The organism is Altererythrobacter sp. H2 (assembly GCF_035319885.1).
Classification (GTDB): domain Bacteria; phylum Pseudomonadota; class Alphaproteobacteria; order Sphingomonadales; family Sphingomonadaceae; genus 34-65-8.
Window position 1 is genome coordinate 2,110,907 of the sequence record NZ_CP141285.1, and the last position, 15,751, is coordinate 2,126,657.

The following is a 15,751-nucleotide window of genomic DNA, read 5'->3' on the forward strand; positions in this document are numbered from 1 at the left end:
ACTCTAAATTCACTTGCGCCCGTTGCTGGCGCTACTGGCGATCCCGCGGCAGGGCTTGATCGCGCCCGGCTCGGGCCTGTTAGCGGCTGCTTCGAACTGTGCATAGTAACCTGCCAGCTCCGGCGCGTCACGGAAAGCGACCAGGCGGAACCCCGCCGCCTTGAATTCGCAGGCGAGCAGGAGGGGCGCAATGCCGTGCTGGTCGGTCGGCCGGTCAACATCGACCACGCTCACCTGCCCGCCCTCACGCAGCGCTGGCCAGAGGCGCCAGAGGAAGGCGTAGGGTTCGCGCACCTCGTGGTACATATGGACCAGGAATATCCGGTCAAAGCTGTCCGCAGGCAGCTTCGGATCATCCCCCTCGCCCAGCTTGATCGAGACATTGTCGAGCCGCTCGCGCTCGACCCGGTTGCCGAGCCGGTCGAGCACCTCGCGATCGATGTCCTGCGCCAGCACGCGGCCCCCGGCCCCGACCCGCTCGGCCAGCCGCACGGTGTAATAGCCTTCGCCTGCCCCGATGTCGGCCACCGTCATGCCCGGTTCGATCCCGGCCAGGTCCATCACGGTTTCAGCCTCGCCCCGGTTGTCCCGCGCGGTCTCGGTCGAGAACTGGTTGGAACCGAGGTCGGAAACGGGCCGGTCAGCCTTGGGAAAATCGCGCGCACTGTCCGGCCGGTCGCTCTCACCCGGCTGGCAGCCGGCGAGCGCCAGCGACGCGGCCAGGCAAAGAAGGGCGAGCGGACGAACCAACATAGTTCGCGCCTTAGCGGGCGGCATGGGCGTTGGCAAAAGGTCGGTCGCCCTATTCGACGTCTTCCACCGCCACCGCCTCGCCGGTTACGCGCTGCGCCAGGGCGGCAGAAATGAAGATGTCGATCGCGCCGTCAAGCACGTCATCCGGGGCGGTCGAGGTGGCACCGGTTCGAAGGTCTTTCACCAGCTGGTACGGCTGGAGCACGTAGGAGCGGATCTGGTGGCCCCAGCCGATGTCGGTCTTGCTGGCGTGTTCGGCACTGGCCGCTTCCTCGCGCTTGCGGATCTCCGCTTCGTAGAGCCGCGCTTTGAGCATGTTCATCGCGATTTCGCGGTTCTTGTGCTGGCTGCGGTCCTGCTGGCTGGCGACAATCACCCCACTGGGCACGTGGGTGATGCGGACGGCGGAATCGGTGGTGTTGACGTGCTGGCCGCCGGCGCCGCTGGCGCGGTAGGTATCGATCTTGAGATCGGCCGGGTTGATGTCGATGTCGATGTTGTCATCGATCACCGGGTAGACCCAGATCGAGCTGAACGATGTGTGGCGGCGGGCCGAGCTGTCGTAGGGGCTGATGCGGACCAGGCGGTGGACACCGCTTTCGGTCTTGGCATAGCCGTAGGCGTTTTCGCCCTTGATCAGCAGGGTGGCCGACTTGATGCCGGCCTGTTCGCCCGCGTGGTAATCGACCAGATCGACCTTGAACCCGCGCCGCTCCGCCCAGCGGGTGTACATCCGCTGAAGCATCTCGGCCCAGTCCTGGCTCTCGGTGCCGCCTGCCCCGGCATGGATTTCGAGATAGGTGTCGTTGCCGTCCGCCTCGCCCGACAGCAGGGCCTGAACCTTGTCGTTATCGGCGCGCTCGGCCAACGCTGCGAGCGAAGCGAGCCCGTCGCTGACCACGGCCTGATCGCCTTCCATCTCGCCCAGTTCGACGAATTCGATCGCATCGGCCATTTCCTGCTCGATCGCGCGGACCGTTTCCACCGCCGACTTCAGTTGCTTCTGTTCACGGGTGATGACCTGTGCCTGCTTGGGATTATCCCACAGCGTCGGGTCCTGAACCCGGGCGTCAAGCTCGTCGAGCCGACGCAAGGCGCGCTCCCAGTCCAGCGACTGGCGGACCAGTGCCAGTGCGGCTTCGATCCGGGCGATGTGGGCCTGCCCTTCGGCACGCATGGTCAGTCTCCGTCAGGTTACCGGTCAGTCGGGTGGCCCGCTTAGCGGACCCGAACCGGTTGTAAAGCCGCGGCGCGGCGAGCAGTCAGTAGAGCCCGCCCTGCTCCTCGACAAAGCCCTCAGGCGGGGTTTCGTCGTTCTCGCGGCTGGACTGGGTGACAGCGGTGCGCCCGCGGCGGATCAGTGCCAGGATCTCGGCACGCCGTTTTTCAACCTCGTCCGCCCGCGTAATCCGCGGCGGCTCAGTGTCAGGCTTGAAAGCTTCCCAGATGACCGCAGCCTTGGGATCGCTGCTGCCCCCGCCATCCAGCACCCGCTTGCCGCTGGCGCGGTCAATCCGCACCATGCGGATACCCGCCGGGGCAACGAACGGATCGGGGCGCCAGCGATCCTTGGTTTCGACCACGAACTGGCGGAATATCGGCACGGCGGTGTTCCCGCCCTGGACATAGCCGCCCAGGTTCTTCGGCTGGTCGAAGCCGAGATAGAGCCCGGCCACGAATTCCGGCGTCCCGCCCACGAACCAGGCATTGGTCGGCCCGCTGCTGGTGCCGGTCTTGCCGAACATCGGCAGATCGAGGTCGCGCAGGCGGGTCGCGGTTCCGCGCTCCACCACGCCGGTCAGCATGTGCAGCACCTGGAAGGCAGTGCGCGCATCCATCACCTGCTTTCCATCCGGCTTGATACGCGGCATCGGCTGACCGTCCCAGTCGGCCATGTTGCAGCCCGTGCACTCGCGCTTGTCCGCTTTCCAGATAACCTTGCCGCGCCGGTCCTGCACATAGTCGATCAGGCTCGGCTCATGCTGGCGGCCATGGTTGGCAAGCGCGCTATAGGCATTGACCATCTTGAGGACGGTGGTGTCTCCGGCACCCAGCGCGAAGGCTGGATAGGGGTCGTACGAGCCGATTCCGACCCGTTCGAACGCCTTGATCACGTTGGGCATCCCGGCGTCCATCGCGATGTGAACGGTCATCAGGTTCTTGGACTGCTCCAGCCCGTAGCGCATGGGATGAACCCCGCCGCCGCGCGATCCGCCGAAGTTGGTGAAGCATTTCTCGCCCAACTTGGCGCCCTGGTAGAAGCAATATTGCTGGTCAGGCACGGCGCTGGCCGGGGTCATGCCGTGGTCAAGGCCGGCAGCATAGACAAACGGCTTGATCGTGGAACCCGGCTGGCGTTCCGCCTGGGTGGCGCGATTGAACGAACCGAGCCGGTCGTCGAAGCCGCCCTGGATGGCAAACACGCGCCCGGTCTGCGGGTCTTGCGCCACGAAGCCGCCGGACACGCCCGGCACGGTGCGGACGCGCCAGCCATTGCCTTGCGGGGAAACGGCGATCACGTCGCCTGCCTTCAATGCATCAGGCATGCCGGACAGCGGCGCCGTGCTGCCATCGGCGAAACCGACCTGGCCACTGGCGCCGGCGCGCTCTGTCACCACCCCGATCCGCCAGTCCTTGTAACCGATGCCGAGGTAGGAGCTCTGCAACTGCGTCGCCCAGTCTCCGTCACCGAAATCGATCGTGGCAATCGGCCCGCTCCAGCCCCGGTTGCCGTGGTAACGCATGATGCCATCGCGCAGCGCATTGCGGGCGGCATCCTGCAGGTCCGTGTCGAGCGAGGTCCGCACCCACAACCCGCCAGCATAGACGCTGGTTTCGCCGTCATCGGCGGTTTCGCCAAACCGGGCAATCAGCTGCCGGCGCACTTCCTCGAGGAAATAGCCGGCATCGGCCGAACGCTGGCTGCGCTGCGTGACAAGGCCGAGCGGGCGCGCCTTGGCCTCGGCCGCTTCTGCGGCGGAAACGAACCCGTCTTCGACCATCCGGTCGAGCACGAAGTTGCGGCGCTCCATCGCGCGCTCAGCGTTCTTGGCCCGGCCGTAGGTCTCAGGTGCCTTGGGCAGGATCGAAAGGAAGGCCACCTCGTGCAGGGCCAGGTCGCCCACGTCCTTGTCGAAATAGGCGCGTGCTGCCGCCTGGACCCCGAAACTGCGCCGGCCGAGCGGAATTTCGTTGAGGTAGAGCGTGAGGATTTCCTCCTTGCTCAGGACCCCTTCGATGCGGCGGGCAAGGATCATTTCCTTGAGCTTGCGGGTGACGGAGTATTCATCACCGAGCAGCAGGTTCTTGGCCACCTGCTGCGTGATGGTGGAGCCGCCAATCGCCCGCTCGCCCGAGCCGAGCTTGCTGGCATAATCGAACACGGCATTGGCCGTGCCAGTCAGATCGACCCCGCCATGGCTGAAGAAGGTCTTGTCTTCGGCTGACAGGAACGCCTCGATCAGCGGCTGGGGGAAATCGGCATATTGCAGCTGCACGCGCCGTTCGCGCGCATAGGAGTGGACGATCTCGCCATCGATCCCGCGCACAACCGTGGGCAGCGGGGTTTCGTAATCGGCCAGCTTTTCTGCATCGGGCAGGCCCCAGGCCAGCACGGTCCACAGGATGATGGCCAGGAACAGGCCGATACCCGCCGCGGAAGAGAGCCAGCGAAACCAGCGCTTCTCTTCCCAGTTGGTACGGAACCAGGAAATGGCACCGCTCGCGTCGCGGCGGATGCGATAGCGGATATGTTCGATCGTCAATTGTTCGGCCATGGTCGGGGGCGCTTTAGCATGAGCGCCGCGCCTCGCACCAGCCGGATTTGCCCGAAAACGCCCGGCCCCGCCAGCACACTCTCCTGCGCGCTTGCCTGCGCACCCGGCTGCTCAGGGGCGCGATTGCCGCGCCAGGAAAACCCGGATTGCCTGCGCCATGGAATCCGCGAACGCAGTCTTGCCCTCTTCCGAGGTCAGCCGCCGCGCTTCGTCGGGATTGGTGATGAAACCGGATTCGAACAGCACCGCCGGCACGTCCGGCGCGCGCAGCACGGCCAGCGATGCCGAGCGCCTTGCCTGGGGATGGAAGTTCAGGCTGTCGGCCCCCTCACGCACGATCAGCCCGGAAAATTCGGACGAGGTTTCCTGCACCCGGCGCTGGGCCAATTCGATCAGGATGGTCCCGACAGAATCGGACTGGTCGGCAATCACCACGCCATTGACGCGGTCGGCAGCATTTTCCCGCTCGGCAAACCGCGCAGCGGCCTCGCTCGAGGCCTGGTCTGACAGGGTGTAGATGCTCGCCCCGCGCACCCCCTCCACTTCGCCGGCCGAATCGGCGTGGAGGGAAATGAACAGGTCAGCCCCCATCCGGCGGGCGATTTCGGGCCGCTCGCCCAGCACCAGAAAACGGTCGTCCTCCCGCGTCAGCGCAACCCGGATTCCGCCCTGTTCAACCAGCCGGTCACGCAGGGCCAGCGCCAGACCCAGGACGACGTCCTTCTCCTTGAAGCCGAACCCGCTCGCCCCCGGGTCCTTGCCGCCGTGCCCGGGGTCGATCACCACCAGCGGGCGGGACCGGTCATCAGGGCCATAAATGGTGGGCAGGTCAACCGGCGCACCGGGTTCCGGCAGCTGGATGCGCACCACGTAATCGCGGCCCAGCACCGGAACGGGAATCGTCAGCCCGAGCGCGAACAGCCCGGCCAGCACCACCACCGGAGCAAGAAAAATCAGCCATAACTGGGCGCGCATCGGCATAGGAGGAACGTGTTAGGGGTTTGTCGCTACACCATGCAATATAGTTGCGGCGCTTAACCCACGGTGCTAGCCCTGTGACAGCGGGTTCCTTGCTTTGTCATGGAGCATTCCGGCATTCATGCAGGAACCGACTGAAATCCGCAGACCGCGCGGCCAATCAACCGCGCAAATGACAACAGGTTGATGCACGAATGAGAATCTGCCCCCTGCCCCGGCCAAGCGTGACGGATAGTCGCGTGTTGGCCCACGCAGGCCGGTGTGCGCCCTCAGCGCGCTTTCTCGTTCGCGCAGACACATCACGCCGGGCCGTTGCACTTCAGCAACCGGCCCGGTTCGAACTTGCCGCCGGTGGCCTATCCCATGGCGGCTTCCACCATAATTGGCGCAGATTCCCGGCGGGCAATGCCCCGCCCGGTCGCGCCTGGAGACTATACGATGTCCACGCGCATGCTTATCGATGCGCGCCACCCGGAAGAAACACGGGTGGCGGTGCTCAAGGGAAACCGGATTGAGGAATTCGATTTCGAATCTGCTGAACACAAGCAGATCAAGGGCAATATCTATCTCGCAAAAGTAACCCGGGTCGAACCGTCGCTGCAGGCGGCATTTGTCGATTTCGGCGGCAACCGCCACGGGTTCCTCGCCTTCAGCGAGATCCATCCTGACTATTACCAGATCCCCAAGGAGGACCGCGAGGCCCTGCTCGCGGAGGAAGCTGACGCGGCCGAAGAAGAGGCCCGCCTGCGCGCCGAAGAAGAAGACAGCGGCGACATGCCCGGCGACGAATATGACGCCGACGATGAAACCGGCGAATCGCTGGTCGAAGAGTTTGCCGAAGACGGGGTCGAGGAAATCGACACGTCCGAAAAGGACGACGTCTCGACCATCGAGGAAGGCCAGCTCGACGACAACGATGACGATGATGACGACGACAGCGAGGACAGCGAAGGCGGCGATAATCGCAACCGTCGCGGCCGTGGTCGCCGCCAGGGCAAGGGCCGCGGCAGCCGCGCCAAGGAAGTGGACGAAGTCCGCGCCCGCCGCCAGGCTTTGCGCCGTCGCTACAAGATCCAGGACGTCATCCAGCGCCGCCAGGTCCTGCTCGTCCAGGTCGTCAAGGAAGAACGGGGCAACAAGGGCGCTGCCCTCACCTCCTACCTCAGCCTGGCCGGCCGCTACACCGTGCTCATGCCCAACAGCAGCCACGGTGGCGGGATCAGCCGCAAGATTTCCAGCGCCGCCGATCGCAAGCGGCTGAAATCGATTGTCGGCGATCTCTCGCTGCCGCGCTCGATGGGCCTGATTGTCCGCACCGCCGGGCTCCAGCGCAACAAGACCGAGATCAAGCGTGACTTCGATTATCTCGCCCGCCTGTGGGACGAGATCCGCGAAAAGACCCTCGCTTCCTCCGCCCCGGCGCTGATCCATTCGGACAGCGACCTGATCAAGCGCGCAATCCGCGACATCTACAACCGCGATATCGAGGAAGTGGTGGTCGAGGGTGAGGACGGGTTCCGTTCGGCCCGCGAATTCATGAAGCTGCTCATGCCCAGCCATGTGCGGCGGATCAAAGCCTATTCCGATCCCGTTCCGCTGTTCCAGCGCTATGGCGCGGAAGACCAGCTGCGCGCAATGTACGAGCCGATGGTGCAGCTCAAGAGTGGCGGCTATCTCGTGATCAACCCGACCGAGGCCCTGGTCTCGATCGACATCAACTCCGGTCGCTCGACCAAGGAACACGGGATCGAGGCGACGGCGCTCAACACCAACCTCGAAGCGGCGCGCGAGATCGCCCGCCAGCTGCGCCTGCGCGACATGGCCGGGCTGGTGGTGATCGACTTCATCGACATGGAATATTCGTCGAATATCCGCAAAGTCGAAAAGGCGATGAAGGACGCGCTCAAGAACGACCGGGCGCGCATCCAGGTCGGGCGGATTTCCGGCTTCGGCCTGATGGAGATGAGCCGCCAGCGGCTGCGCACCGGCGTGCTTGAGGCAACCACCCGCGAATGCCCGCATTGCGACGGCACCGGGCTGGTCCGCACCGCCTCCAGCGCGGCGCTGTCTGCCCTGCGCCTGATCGAGGACGAAGCCGCTCGCGGCAAGGGCTCGATCATCCGCCTCGCAGCCAGCACCGAGGCTGCCATCTACCTGCTCAACGCCAAGCGCGGTGACCTGGTCGAGATCGAGGACCGCTACGGCGTGTCGGTCGAGATCGTGCCGGAGGGCGAGCAGGAAGGGGCCAAGATGCACGTGTCGAGCGCCGGTCCGCGCCCGACCCAGGCACCCAAGTTCGAACCGATCGTGATCGAGGACGACGACGAAGACCTGCCGGAGGAGGACTTCGACGACGAAGCCGAAGACAACGGCGACGACCGTGACCGCGGCGACCGCCAGGAAAGCGACGCTGAAGAGCGCGCGCGCAAGAAGCGTCGCCGCCGCCGGGGTGGCCGGGGCCGCAAGCCCGGGGATGCCGAAGATTCGGGCGAGAACGGCAACTCGGACGAGAACGGTGATGACGACCGTGACGACCGTGACGAAGGCAGCGAACCCGCCGAAGATGCAGACGCGGCTCCGCGGGCCGAGGGTGAGGACGATGACCGTCCGCGCAAGAAGCGCCGCCGCCGTGGCGGTCGCGGTCGCCGCGGCCGTGACCGGGATGAGAACGGTGCATCGGACGACGAAACCGGCGAAAGCGACACCGGCGAGTCTTCCGAAGAACCGGCGCCGGAAGCTGCACCTGCGGCAGAGGCGGAAGCCGAAGAACCGGCCAAGCCCAAGCGCCGCTCGCGCAGCAGGAAGGTAGTCGCCGAGCCGGAAACGGAAACGGAAACGACCGAACCGGCCGCTGACGTTGCGGCAGAAGAGGTTGCCGCCGAGGAAGCCCCGCAGCCGAAAAAGCGCACCCGTCGCAAGAAGGCCGAGGTCGTGACCGAAACAGCGCCAGAGCCTGCGGAAGCCGTGGCTGAGACGGCTGTGCCAGAAGCGCCTGCCGTGCCGGAAGCGGACGCCAAGCCCAAGCGTACCCGTCGCAAGAAAGCTGAACCGGTAGCAGCCGAAGCGCCCGCACAGGCGCAAGCCACCGTGGCTGAAGCCGCAGCAGAGCCGGTGGCAGAAGCCCCGGCAGCGGCTGAGGCGGCCGAGGCCAGCGCACCTGATGCTCCGGCTGCGGAAGGCGCTGCCGGGCAAGGGTCCGGCACCTCGCGCCGTGGCTGGTGGCAGCGCACCTTCGGCGCCTGACCCAACCACATGACAGGAAAGAAAGGCCCCCGCCGGATCACACCGGCGGGGGCCTTCTTCGTTTCAGGCCCCAGCGGGGTGCGGACTAGGCGCCCTGCCTGATCCCCACGCCCCATTCGTTCCAGCCGACCGGGCGCGGCGTCTTGGGCAGGTAACGTGCGCCCAGCGGCTCAATCGCAAACCCGCCTGCCCGCACCGCTTCGGTAATCGGACGGGTCAGGTGGCAGCCGCCGGCCACCGGTTTCCACCAGGGCTCGATCCGCTCCTGCCAGCGCAGGACGTCAGCATCGGGCGCCCGGCCATGCTCGAGGAACAGCAGGCGGCCGCCTGGACGAAGCACCCGGTGCATCTCGCGCACGACCTGCGCCTGATCCTGCACCGAGCACAGGGTATAGGTACACACCACCGTGTCGAAGCTGCTGTCGGCAAACGGAATGGCTTCGCCGATCCCCTCCCGGATATCGGCACGCCAGCCCTTCTTGCCGGCTTCGGCCCGGGCGTATTCGAGCAGCTTGCCGCCCGGGTCGATCCCGGCGAAGCTGGTGATGGCGCCGGCATTGTAGAACTGCTGGTTGATCCCGCCGCCGCAGCCGAGTTCGAACACGTCACCGCTGGCGAGCGGGATGACCTGGCTGCGCAGCTTCATGATCGCAGGTGCCCCGCAGGCAAGCTTGATCACCCGCGGCACGCCATGCCGGTCCCACCAATTGCCCAGCCCCATCGGTTTACCCTTCCCTTTCGTGTTTCCCACGCCATGCTAGCGGGCACGAGGGAGGCTGACCATGTCCAAGGTTCATCGCACACCGGATGCCCGCTTCGCGGCCATTCCCGATTATCCGTTCGCGCCGCATTATCACGATCTCGCCGGGGGCTTGCGGCTGCATTACGTCGATGAGGGTCCGCGCGACGCCACGCCGGTCCTGATGCTCCATGGCGAGCCGAGCTGGAGTTTCCTCTACCGCAAGATGATCGGCCCGGTGGTGGGTGCCGGATACCGGGTTCTGGTTCCGGACCTGATCGGCTTCGGCAAGTCTGACAAGCTGACCGACAAGAGTGCCTATACCTATGCGCGCCATGTCGCCTGGATGCGCGAATGGTTCGAAGCACTGGCGCTGGACCGGGTCGTGCTGGCCTGCCAGGACTGGGGTTCGCTGGTGGGCTTGCGGCTCGTCACGGCCATGCCCAACCGTTTTTCAGCCGTCGTCCTGTCCAACGGGGGGCTGCCGGAGGGACAGGACGCCCCGCCCGCATTTTCCGCATGGCGCAGTTTCTCGAAATACAGCCCGGTCTTCCCGGTCGGCCGCATTCTCCAGCGGGCCACGACCAGCGCATTGCCCCCCGAGGTCGTCGCTGCCTACGACGCCCCCTTTGATACCCGGGCGAGCAAGGCCGGCGCCCGGATCTTTCCCAGCCTCGTGCCGCTCGGACCGAACGAAGCCGTGCCCGACCAGAAGGCGGCGTGGGCGGTGCTGGAGCAATTCGACAAACCCTTCACCTGCTGCTTCTCCGACGGTGATCCGATCACGCGCGGCGGGGATGCCCTGTTTCTCGACCGGGTTCCCGGCGCGCGCGGCAACCCCCTGCACCGCACGCTGAAGGGCGGTCACTTCATCCAGGAAGACGATCCGGCAGGTTTCGTCGCCGCCATTCTCGACACGGCGGGCATGGCGGGAGTTTAGGGCAGGGGTTTAGGGCGCGAGCAGTCTGCGCACGTCTTCCAGATCGCTGACCTTGTCGACATCGACCGCCGCCAGCCCGTCAGCCGCGGCGACGAGGCTGACACTGATGCCGATCCTCTTGCCGAGGCGGGCCAGCCCTTCGGCCAGGCTCAGGCGGCCCCGACCGTAGGCAAGCAAGGTGCTGAACCCCAGGCCGATCACGATCCGCCATGGCCGCTTGCGGTTGGCTTCGATGCCCTGCCACATGTCGATCGCCTTGCTGGCCCCGCCCCGGTTGAGATAGAACAGGTTGCAACCGGACCATTGCCCGTCGGCAAAGCGCAGCCAGGTGCGCTTGCTTCCCGGCAGGGCGGCCTCGACCTTCACCCGTTCCGCCAGCATCAGGGCCACATCGGCATCGGCAGGTGTCTCGTCGACCAGCTGGCGAACCCATTCCGGCTTCAGCAGGGCGTGGTCAACCGTGGTGACGACCAGCGGCGCCCCGCAGGCCTCGAAAGCGTCGCGAACACTGGCGCTGGGCCCTGACCGGTTTGCCAGGCTGACCGTGCAACCGTGCGCCCGCGCAAGCTCTGCCACCGGCCCTTCATCGCAGGCGACCAGCACCTGCGCTGCACCGGCTGCGCGCAACCCCTGCGCCACCCGGACCAGCAGCGGCACACCATGGACCATGATCAGGCCCTTGTGCGCCACCCCCAGTTCACGCGCCAGCGGATCGCCGCCCGGCCGTGTGCCCGCGAGAATCAGGGCGCAGAAGCTCATCGATCACTGCTCCCGTCACTCCGGGCCCGTCCCAGACGGCGCATTGCCAGCCACACCAGAAGGCTCAGGACCAGGTATTCGAACGCCTGCACATAGGCCACCACCCAGCCCACACCCAGCGAGTTTTCCGGGATGGTGAAGACAGCAGTCAACAGCAGCGCGACCGCCGCAATCCGGGTCCACAGCAGGTAATGCGCCTTGCTGACGGAATGCAGCACCGGCTCATAGGCTACACTCGCCAGTTCGAGCGATGCAGCCATGACCAGCGGGACGAGGATCAGGCCGCCGGCCTCGAACCCCGGTCCGGATATCAGCATCAGCAGGTCGGACCCGAACGCCACCGAGAGACCCGCTATCATCGCGGCCATCGGGATCACCGCCAGGTTGACCCGGCGCACGACCGTGCGGAAATCTTCCACCCGGGGGGCGTGGCGCTGGCGGTTCACCTCGGGATAGACCGCGTCGGAAATGAGCAGGGCGAACTTGCCCAGCCCCTTCGCCAGCTGATCCGCGATGCGATAGATACCGGCGGCGCTGGTTCCGAACAGGTATCCGACGGCCAGCAGCGGCCCCTGCTGGACCACTGCCTGAAGCGAGGTGTTCCAGTACGTCACCCACAGGAAGCCGCGGATGCCTTCGTTTTCCGCCACCGCTGTGCGCCATTCGCGCACCCGTGACAGGCGCATCCATTCCGGGCCCAGCCGCCAGGCGGTGAACCACATGGCAATGGCGGTAATCAGTTCGACAATTGCCCAGGCCAGCAGGAACCGTCCGACACTCGGCCCGGTCAGCCAGATACCGATGGCCGCGAGCAATCGCCCGGCCGGGGTAATGGCGCCCACCCAGACGGACAGCTCGAACCGGTTGAGCGCGCGGATGATGCCATATGGCGCTGAGACCCGGGTCAGAAGCATGGCGCAGATGAAGGCGAGGGCCATCTCGTCGTAGGCCGGATTGAGCTCCAGAGCCTCTCCGAACGTCAGGATTATGGTGGTTACCGCCAGGCAGCCGAACAGTGCAGCCACGCCATCCACCACGCCGCCAAGGACTGAGAGCCGCGAAAAGGCGTCCCGGTCGCCCCGGGCAAGGTGCGGGATGCCGAACTTGACGATGGCCTGCCAGGTCTGGAACCCTGCCAGCGATACAAACGCTTGTGAAAGCCCGAAAATCAGCGCGAAGTGGCCGAAGTCCTTTACGCCGAGCGAGCGGGAGAGAATGGCGAGATAAATCAGGCTGCTGACCGCGCCGAAGCCCTTGCCGCCAAGCAGCCAGCCGAAATTGCTGAGAATGCGCCGCAAGGCCAGACGGCTGTCGTGTTCTGCGCTTGCGGGCATGGTGCGGCCTTGCCGCAATCCAGTCACCATCGCAAGCCAGCAGTCTGCGGCCCGGTCCAAGGGCAAGCCCGCTTCCAAGTTGCGGATTTTCCATCTAGACGCGCGGGCATTCTGCATAACGCCCGCAGGTTGATGTCCAATGCCCCCTTCGATGCGGCCGCGCGCGGTCTTCCTGTTCAATCACGACGCCGCGCATCAGGCCGCCCACATTGCCGGAATCATGGCTTCGCTCGCGCTGAAGGAATCCGGGGTGGAGTGCATTGCCGCCTATGGCACGCCCCGGATTGCCGAGGAGCTGCGCCGCCTGGTCTCGCCGGAGGCAGCGGCGCGGATCACCTGGCATGACCTGTCGCTCCCTCCGCTGCTTGACGCTGCGCTTGCCTTGCCCAATGCCGTGCTGCCCGCTCGGCGGCTTGCCCGGCTGCGGGCCTCTCGGAGCTTCTTCGCTTCGGCCGACCTGGTGGTCTCGACTGAGCGGACCTGCCTGCGCGTGCGCCGCCGGCTGCGCGCTGCGCTTGGCGAAGCGGCCCCGCGCTTCGTCTATGTTCCGCACGGTTCGGGCGATCGCAACGTGGCCTACCACCCGGAACTGGCACAGTTCGATCATATGCTGCTGAGCGGCCAGAAGCTGGTCGACGAAATGGTCGCGCGCGGAATTGCCACCGCTGACCGGTGCCATCTGATCGGCTATCCCAAGTTTGACGCGATTGACCGCAACCGGCGGCAACGGTTCTTTGCCAACGATCGCCCGACCTTCGTCTATAACCCGCACTTCGACCCCAGGCTGTCATCCTGGTACGACCATGGCCCCGACCTGTTGCGGCGCGCAGCGGCGAGCGACCAATACAACCTGATCTTCGCCCCGCATGTCATGCTGTTCCGCAAGACGCTGCATATCTCGCCGGAATACCGCACGGCGCGGCGGCGGCCCGAGATCCCGGCCGAGGCCCTGGCGGCGGCAAACGTTTTGATCGATATCGACGGCCCGAACCTGTTCAACATGACCTATACCCTGTCTGCCGATGGCTATATCGGCGACATGTCTAGTCAGGTTTACGAGTTCCTGATCAGGCGGCGGCCGGTGTTCTTCATCGACACGCACTCAGCCGATTATCCGCACGAGGCGGCCAACCGGGCGTTCTGGGCAAACGGGCCGGTGGTTACTTCGGTGGACGAGCTGGTGCCGCTGCTGGAGGATTACCAACGGGTGGGCGAGGAATACCGCCCGGTGCAGGACCGGCTGTTCGCCTATACCATCGATGACCGCCCCCGCGAACGCTCGGTCGATCGCGCCGCCGGGGTTCTCGCGCGCCTCGCGCATTCCCGCCACACCGAAAGTTCCCGATGACCCAAGCGCCCGCTTTCACGGCACCCGATCACGCCGCCGGCCACCGCTTCTGGCTCAGTGTGCTGGTGCCGGTCTACCAGGTCGAAGCCTACCTCGAGGAATGCCTTCAATCGATCCTCGACCAGGCTGACCCGGGGGTAGAGGTCGTCATCTGCGACGATTGCTCGCCTGACGGATCGGCGGCCATCGCGCAGCAATTCGTCGCGCGATACCCGCAGCAGGTGCGCATGATCCGGCATGAGGCGAACCGGGGCCTTTCAGCCGCGCGCAATTCGCTGCTGGAGGCATCGCACGGCGATTATGTGTGGTTTCTGGATTCCGATGACTGGCTGCGACCGGGCGCAATCGCCGCGGTTTCCCGGGAGGTGCGCCGCCATGTGCCTGACCTGATCGGCTGTGACTATCGCAAGCGCCGCATCCACAAGCTCGCGTTCTCCGGCCCTTATGGACGGTTGCTGACAGACCGCGACCGGATCGCCGGCGGCATCTGCGCTTCGCGCAAGATGTATGCCTGGATCAGGATTTCGCGGCGGGACCTTTGGGCACAAGGGCTGCGCTTTCCCGAAGGGCGGGTGTTCGAGGACGCTGCCGTCACGCCCTGGCTCGGCCTGCAGGCGCGCAGCTATGTCCATATAGGCCGCGCTCTGGTGCAATACCGCATCCGGGCCGACAGCATCCTGTCCGGCATCACCCGGACACCGGGGCGCTTCAACGTCGACAAGCACCGCGACCTCGCCCGCGCCCTGACGGGTTTTGCCGCAGCGCTGGATCGGGAAAAAGAACCCTTCCCCCGCACCCGCTTGGCTGCAAGCCACTTCGTTGCGATGGAATTTGCCAAGATTGCCAGGCGCATCGAACGGGCTGGTCCGCAAGGGACGGGCGTGGCCGATACCATGGCCCTGATCCGGGAGTTTCGCGAGATCATGGAGCCTACTTCCCCGATCCCCTTCAGCGACTTGCTCCGGCGCTATCTCGGCCGTGGGCGCTTCATTGCCTGGCATCAGCTCCGCAAGGCGCTGGCGCTGAGCGAACGCCAGGGCCGCGTCATGGCTGCATGACCGCCCAGCCGCGCTTCGCGGCGCGGGCGGCCTGACTGCGCGACGCGGTTACGAACACCGGCTCGTCCGCCAGTTCGAACAGGGGCGCATCGGCGAAGCTGTCACTTACGAAGCGAAACCGGGCCGTGGCGGGATCGATGCCCTGGTCTGCGAACCAGGCGAGAACCCGGTCCCGCTTGGCTGCGCCATAGCAATTGCCCCCGGGAATGGCCCCGCTTTCCCACCGGGTTCCGATCACCGTATCGACCCTCAGGAGCCGGGCGAACTCCACGGCGTAAAGCTCGAAGGCAGCGGTCGCGATCAGCACTGCCCGTCCGGCTGCCCGATCCTGCTCCAGCATTGCGAGCACCGGTGCGTTGAAGCCCGAGCGTTCCGCCCGCCGCTTCGCAAACCGGTTCGCCACCTCAAGCAGTTGCCCGGCGGGGACCGGGCCGATCATCAGCCCCATCCCGAAACGCTTGAGCTGAGTGCGATTGCACAGGCCCGCGCGGTAAGCTGCCATCGCTGCCACCCACACCGGCAGCAGCGCAAGGCGCCACGGCGCAAGCTGGCGCGCGGCAAAGCACAGGAACGGCGTGAAGGTGGGCTTGCGCGTCAATGTCCGGTCAAGGTCGTAGATGGCGAACTGCATAGTTCGGCCCTGCCAGCCTGCCGTGCGGTTTGCAAACCCGGCCCGGTGCACATCCAGCAGTGGCCGATTGCCGGTGCCGGACAAAGTCGCTGGCCAGCCAAAATGCCGTTGGTCGATTGGTGAAGGCGTTGGTCGGCTGCGCATCCGGCTGGTCGAATGCTGTTCATTTTTGAAAGAAGATTGCGCACGGAA

12 protein-coding genes are annotated in these 15,751 nt (G+C 65.8%); 4 read left to right on the forward strand and 8 right to left on the reverse strand.

What is annotated here, in order from left to right; translation table 11 throughout:
* Window positions 1–9 precede the first annotated feature (9 nt).
* From U4960_RS10525 to U4960_RS10540, 4 genes are all read right to left on the reverse strand, one after another.
* Window positions 10–753, reverse strand: a complete 744-nt coding sequence (locus U4960_RS10525) for a class I SAM-dependent methyltransferase (RefSeq protein WP_324260591.1) — start codon at window positions 751–753, stop codon at window positions 10–12.
* 49 nt (window positions 754–802) lie between these two features.
* The gene (prfB, locus tag U4960_RS10530) at window positions 803–1,930 is read right to left on the reverse strand and encodes a peptide chain release factor 2 (protein WP_324260592.1); all 1,128 of its coding nucleotides are present in this window, start codon (window positions 1,928–1,930) and stop codon (window positions 803–805) included.
* An 85-nt stretch (window positions 1,931–2,015) separates the two neighbouring features.
* A complete protein-coding gene (locus tag U4960_RS10535; RefSeq protein ID WP_324260593.1) occupies window positions 2,016–4,529 on the reverse strand; it encodes a penicillin-binding protein 1A in 2,514 nt (837 codons plus the stop codon).
* 111 nt (window positions 4,530–4,640) lie between these two features.
* A complete protein-coding gene (locus U4960_RS10540; protein WP_416379065.1) occupies window positions 4,641–5,510 on the reverse strand; it encodes an N-acetylmuramoyl-L-alanine amidase family protein in 870 nt (289 codons plus the stop codon).
* A 435-nt stretch (window positions 5,511–5,945) separates the two neighbouring features.
* Between U4960_RS10540 and U4960_RS10545 the strand changes: the two genes are divergently transcribed.
* The gene (locus U4960_RS10545; RefSeq protein ID WP_324260595.1) at window positions 5,946–8,750 is read left to right on the forward strand and encodes an Rne/Rng family ribonuclease; all 2,805 of its coding nucleotides are present in this window, start codon (window positions 5,946–5,948) and stop codon (window positions 8,748–8,750) included.
* Window positions 8,751–8,835: 85 nt separating this feature from the next.
* Here the strand turns inward: U4960_RS10545 and U4960_RS10550 are convergent, their stop codons facing one another.
* Window positions 8,836–9,471 (reverse strand): class I SAM-dependent methyltransferase, encoded by a 636-nt coding sequence (locus U4960_RS10550; protein ID WP_324260596.1) that lies wholly within the window; start codon window positions 9,469–9,471, stop codon window positions 8,836–8,838.
* A gap of 61 nt (window positions 9,472–9,532) precedes the next feature.
* On the opposite strand from U4960_RS10550, the gene U4960_RS10555 reads away from it, so the two are divergent.
* A complete protein-coding gene (locus U4960_RS10555) occupies window positions 9,533–10,429 on the forward strand; it encodes a haloalkane dehalogenase (RefSeq protein WP_324260597.1) in 897 nt (298 codons plus the stop codon).
* A 9-nt stretch (window positions 10,430–10,438) separates the two neighbouring features.
* Here U4960_RS10555 and U4960_RS10560 read toward each other — a convergent pair whose 3' ends face one another.
* Together U4960_RS10560 and U4960_RS10565 are read right to left on the reverse strand one after the other, a co-directional pair.
* Window positions 10,439–11,188, reverse strand: a complete 750-nt coding sequence (locus tag U4960_RS10560; RefSeq protein ID WP_324260598.1) for a nucleotidyltransferase family protein — start codon at window positions 11,186–11,188, stop codon at window positions 10,439–10,441.
* Window positions 11,185–12,522: a lipopolysaccharide biosynthesis protein gene (locus U4960_RS10565; protein WP_324260599.1), complete on the reverse strand. Its 1,338-nt coding sequence runs from the start codon at window positions 12,520–12,522 to the stop codon at window positions 11,185–11,187. Before U4960_RS10565 ends, U4960_RS10560 begins: the two co-directional genes overlap by 4 nt.
* 139 nt (window positions 12,523–12,661) lie before the next feature.
* Between U4960_RS10565 and U4960_RS10570 the strand changes: the two genes are divergently transcribed.
* Complete coding sequence (locus U4960_RS10570; RefSeq protein ID WP_324260600.1) at window positions 12,662–13,870, forward strand: CDP-glycerol glycerophosphotransferase family protein; 1,209 nt, start codon at window positions 12,662–12,664, stop codon at window positions 13,868–13,870.
* Window positions 13,867–14,928 carry a glycosyltransferase family 2 protein gene (locus U4960_RS10575; protein ID WP_324260601.1) on the forward strand — a complete coding sequence of 354 codons (1,062 nt, stop codon included), beginning with the start codon at window positions 13,867–13,869 and terminating at the stop codon, window positions 14,926–14,928. The genes U4960_RS10570 and U4960_RS10575 overlap by 4 nt, the downstream gene beginning before the upstream one ends.
* Here U4960_RS10575 and U4960_RS10580 read toward each other — a convergent pair.
* Window positions 14,915–15,559, reverse strand: a complete 645-nt coding sequence (locus U4960_RS10580; RefSeq protein ID WP_324260602.1) for an HAD family hydrolase — start codon at window positions 15,557–15,559, stop codon at window positions 14,915–14,917. The two genes, U4960_RS10575 and U4960_RS10580, sit on opposite strands and share 14 nt — an antisense overlap.
* Window positions 15,560–15,751: the final 192 nt, after the last annotated feature.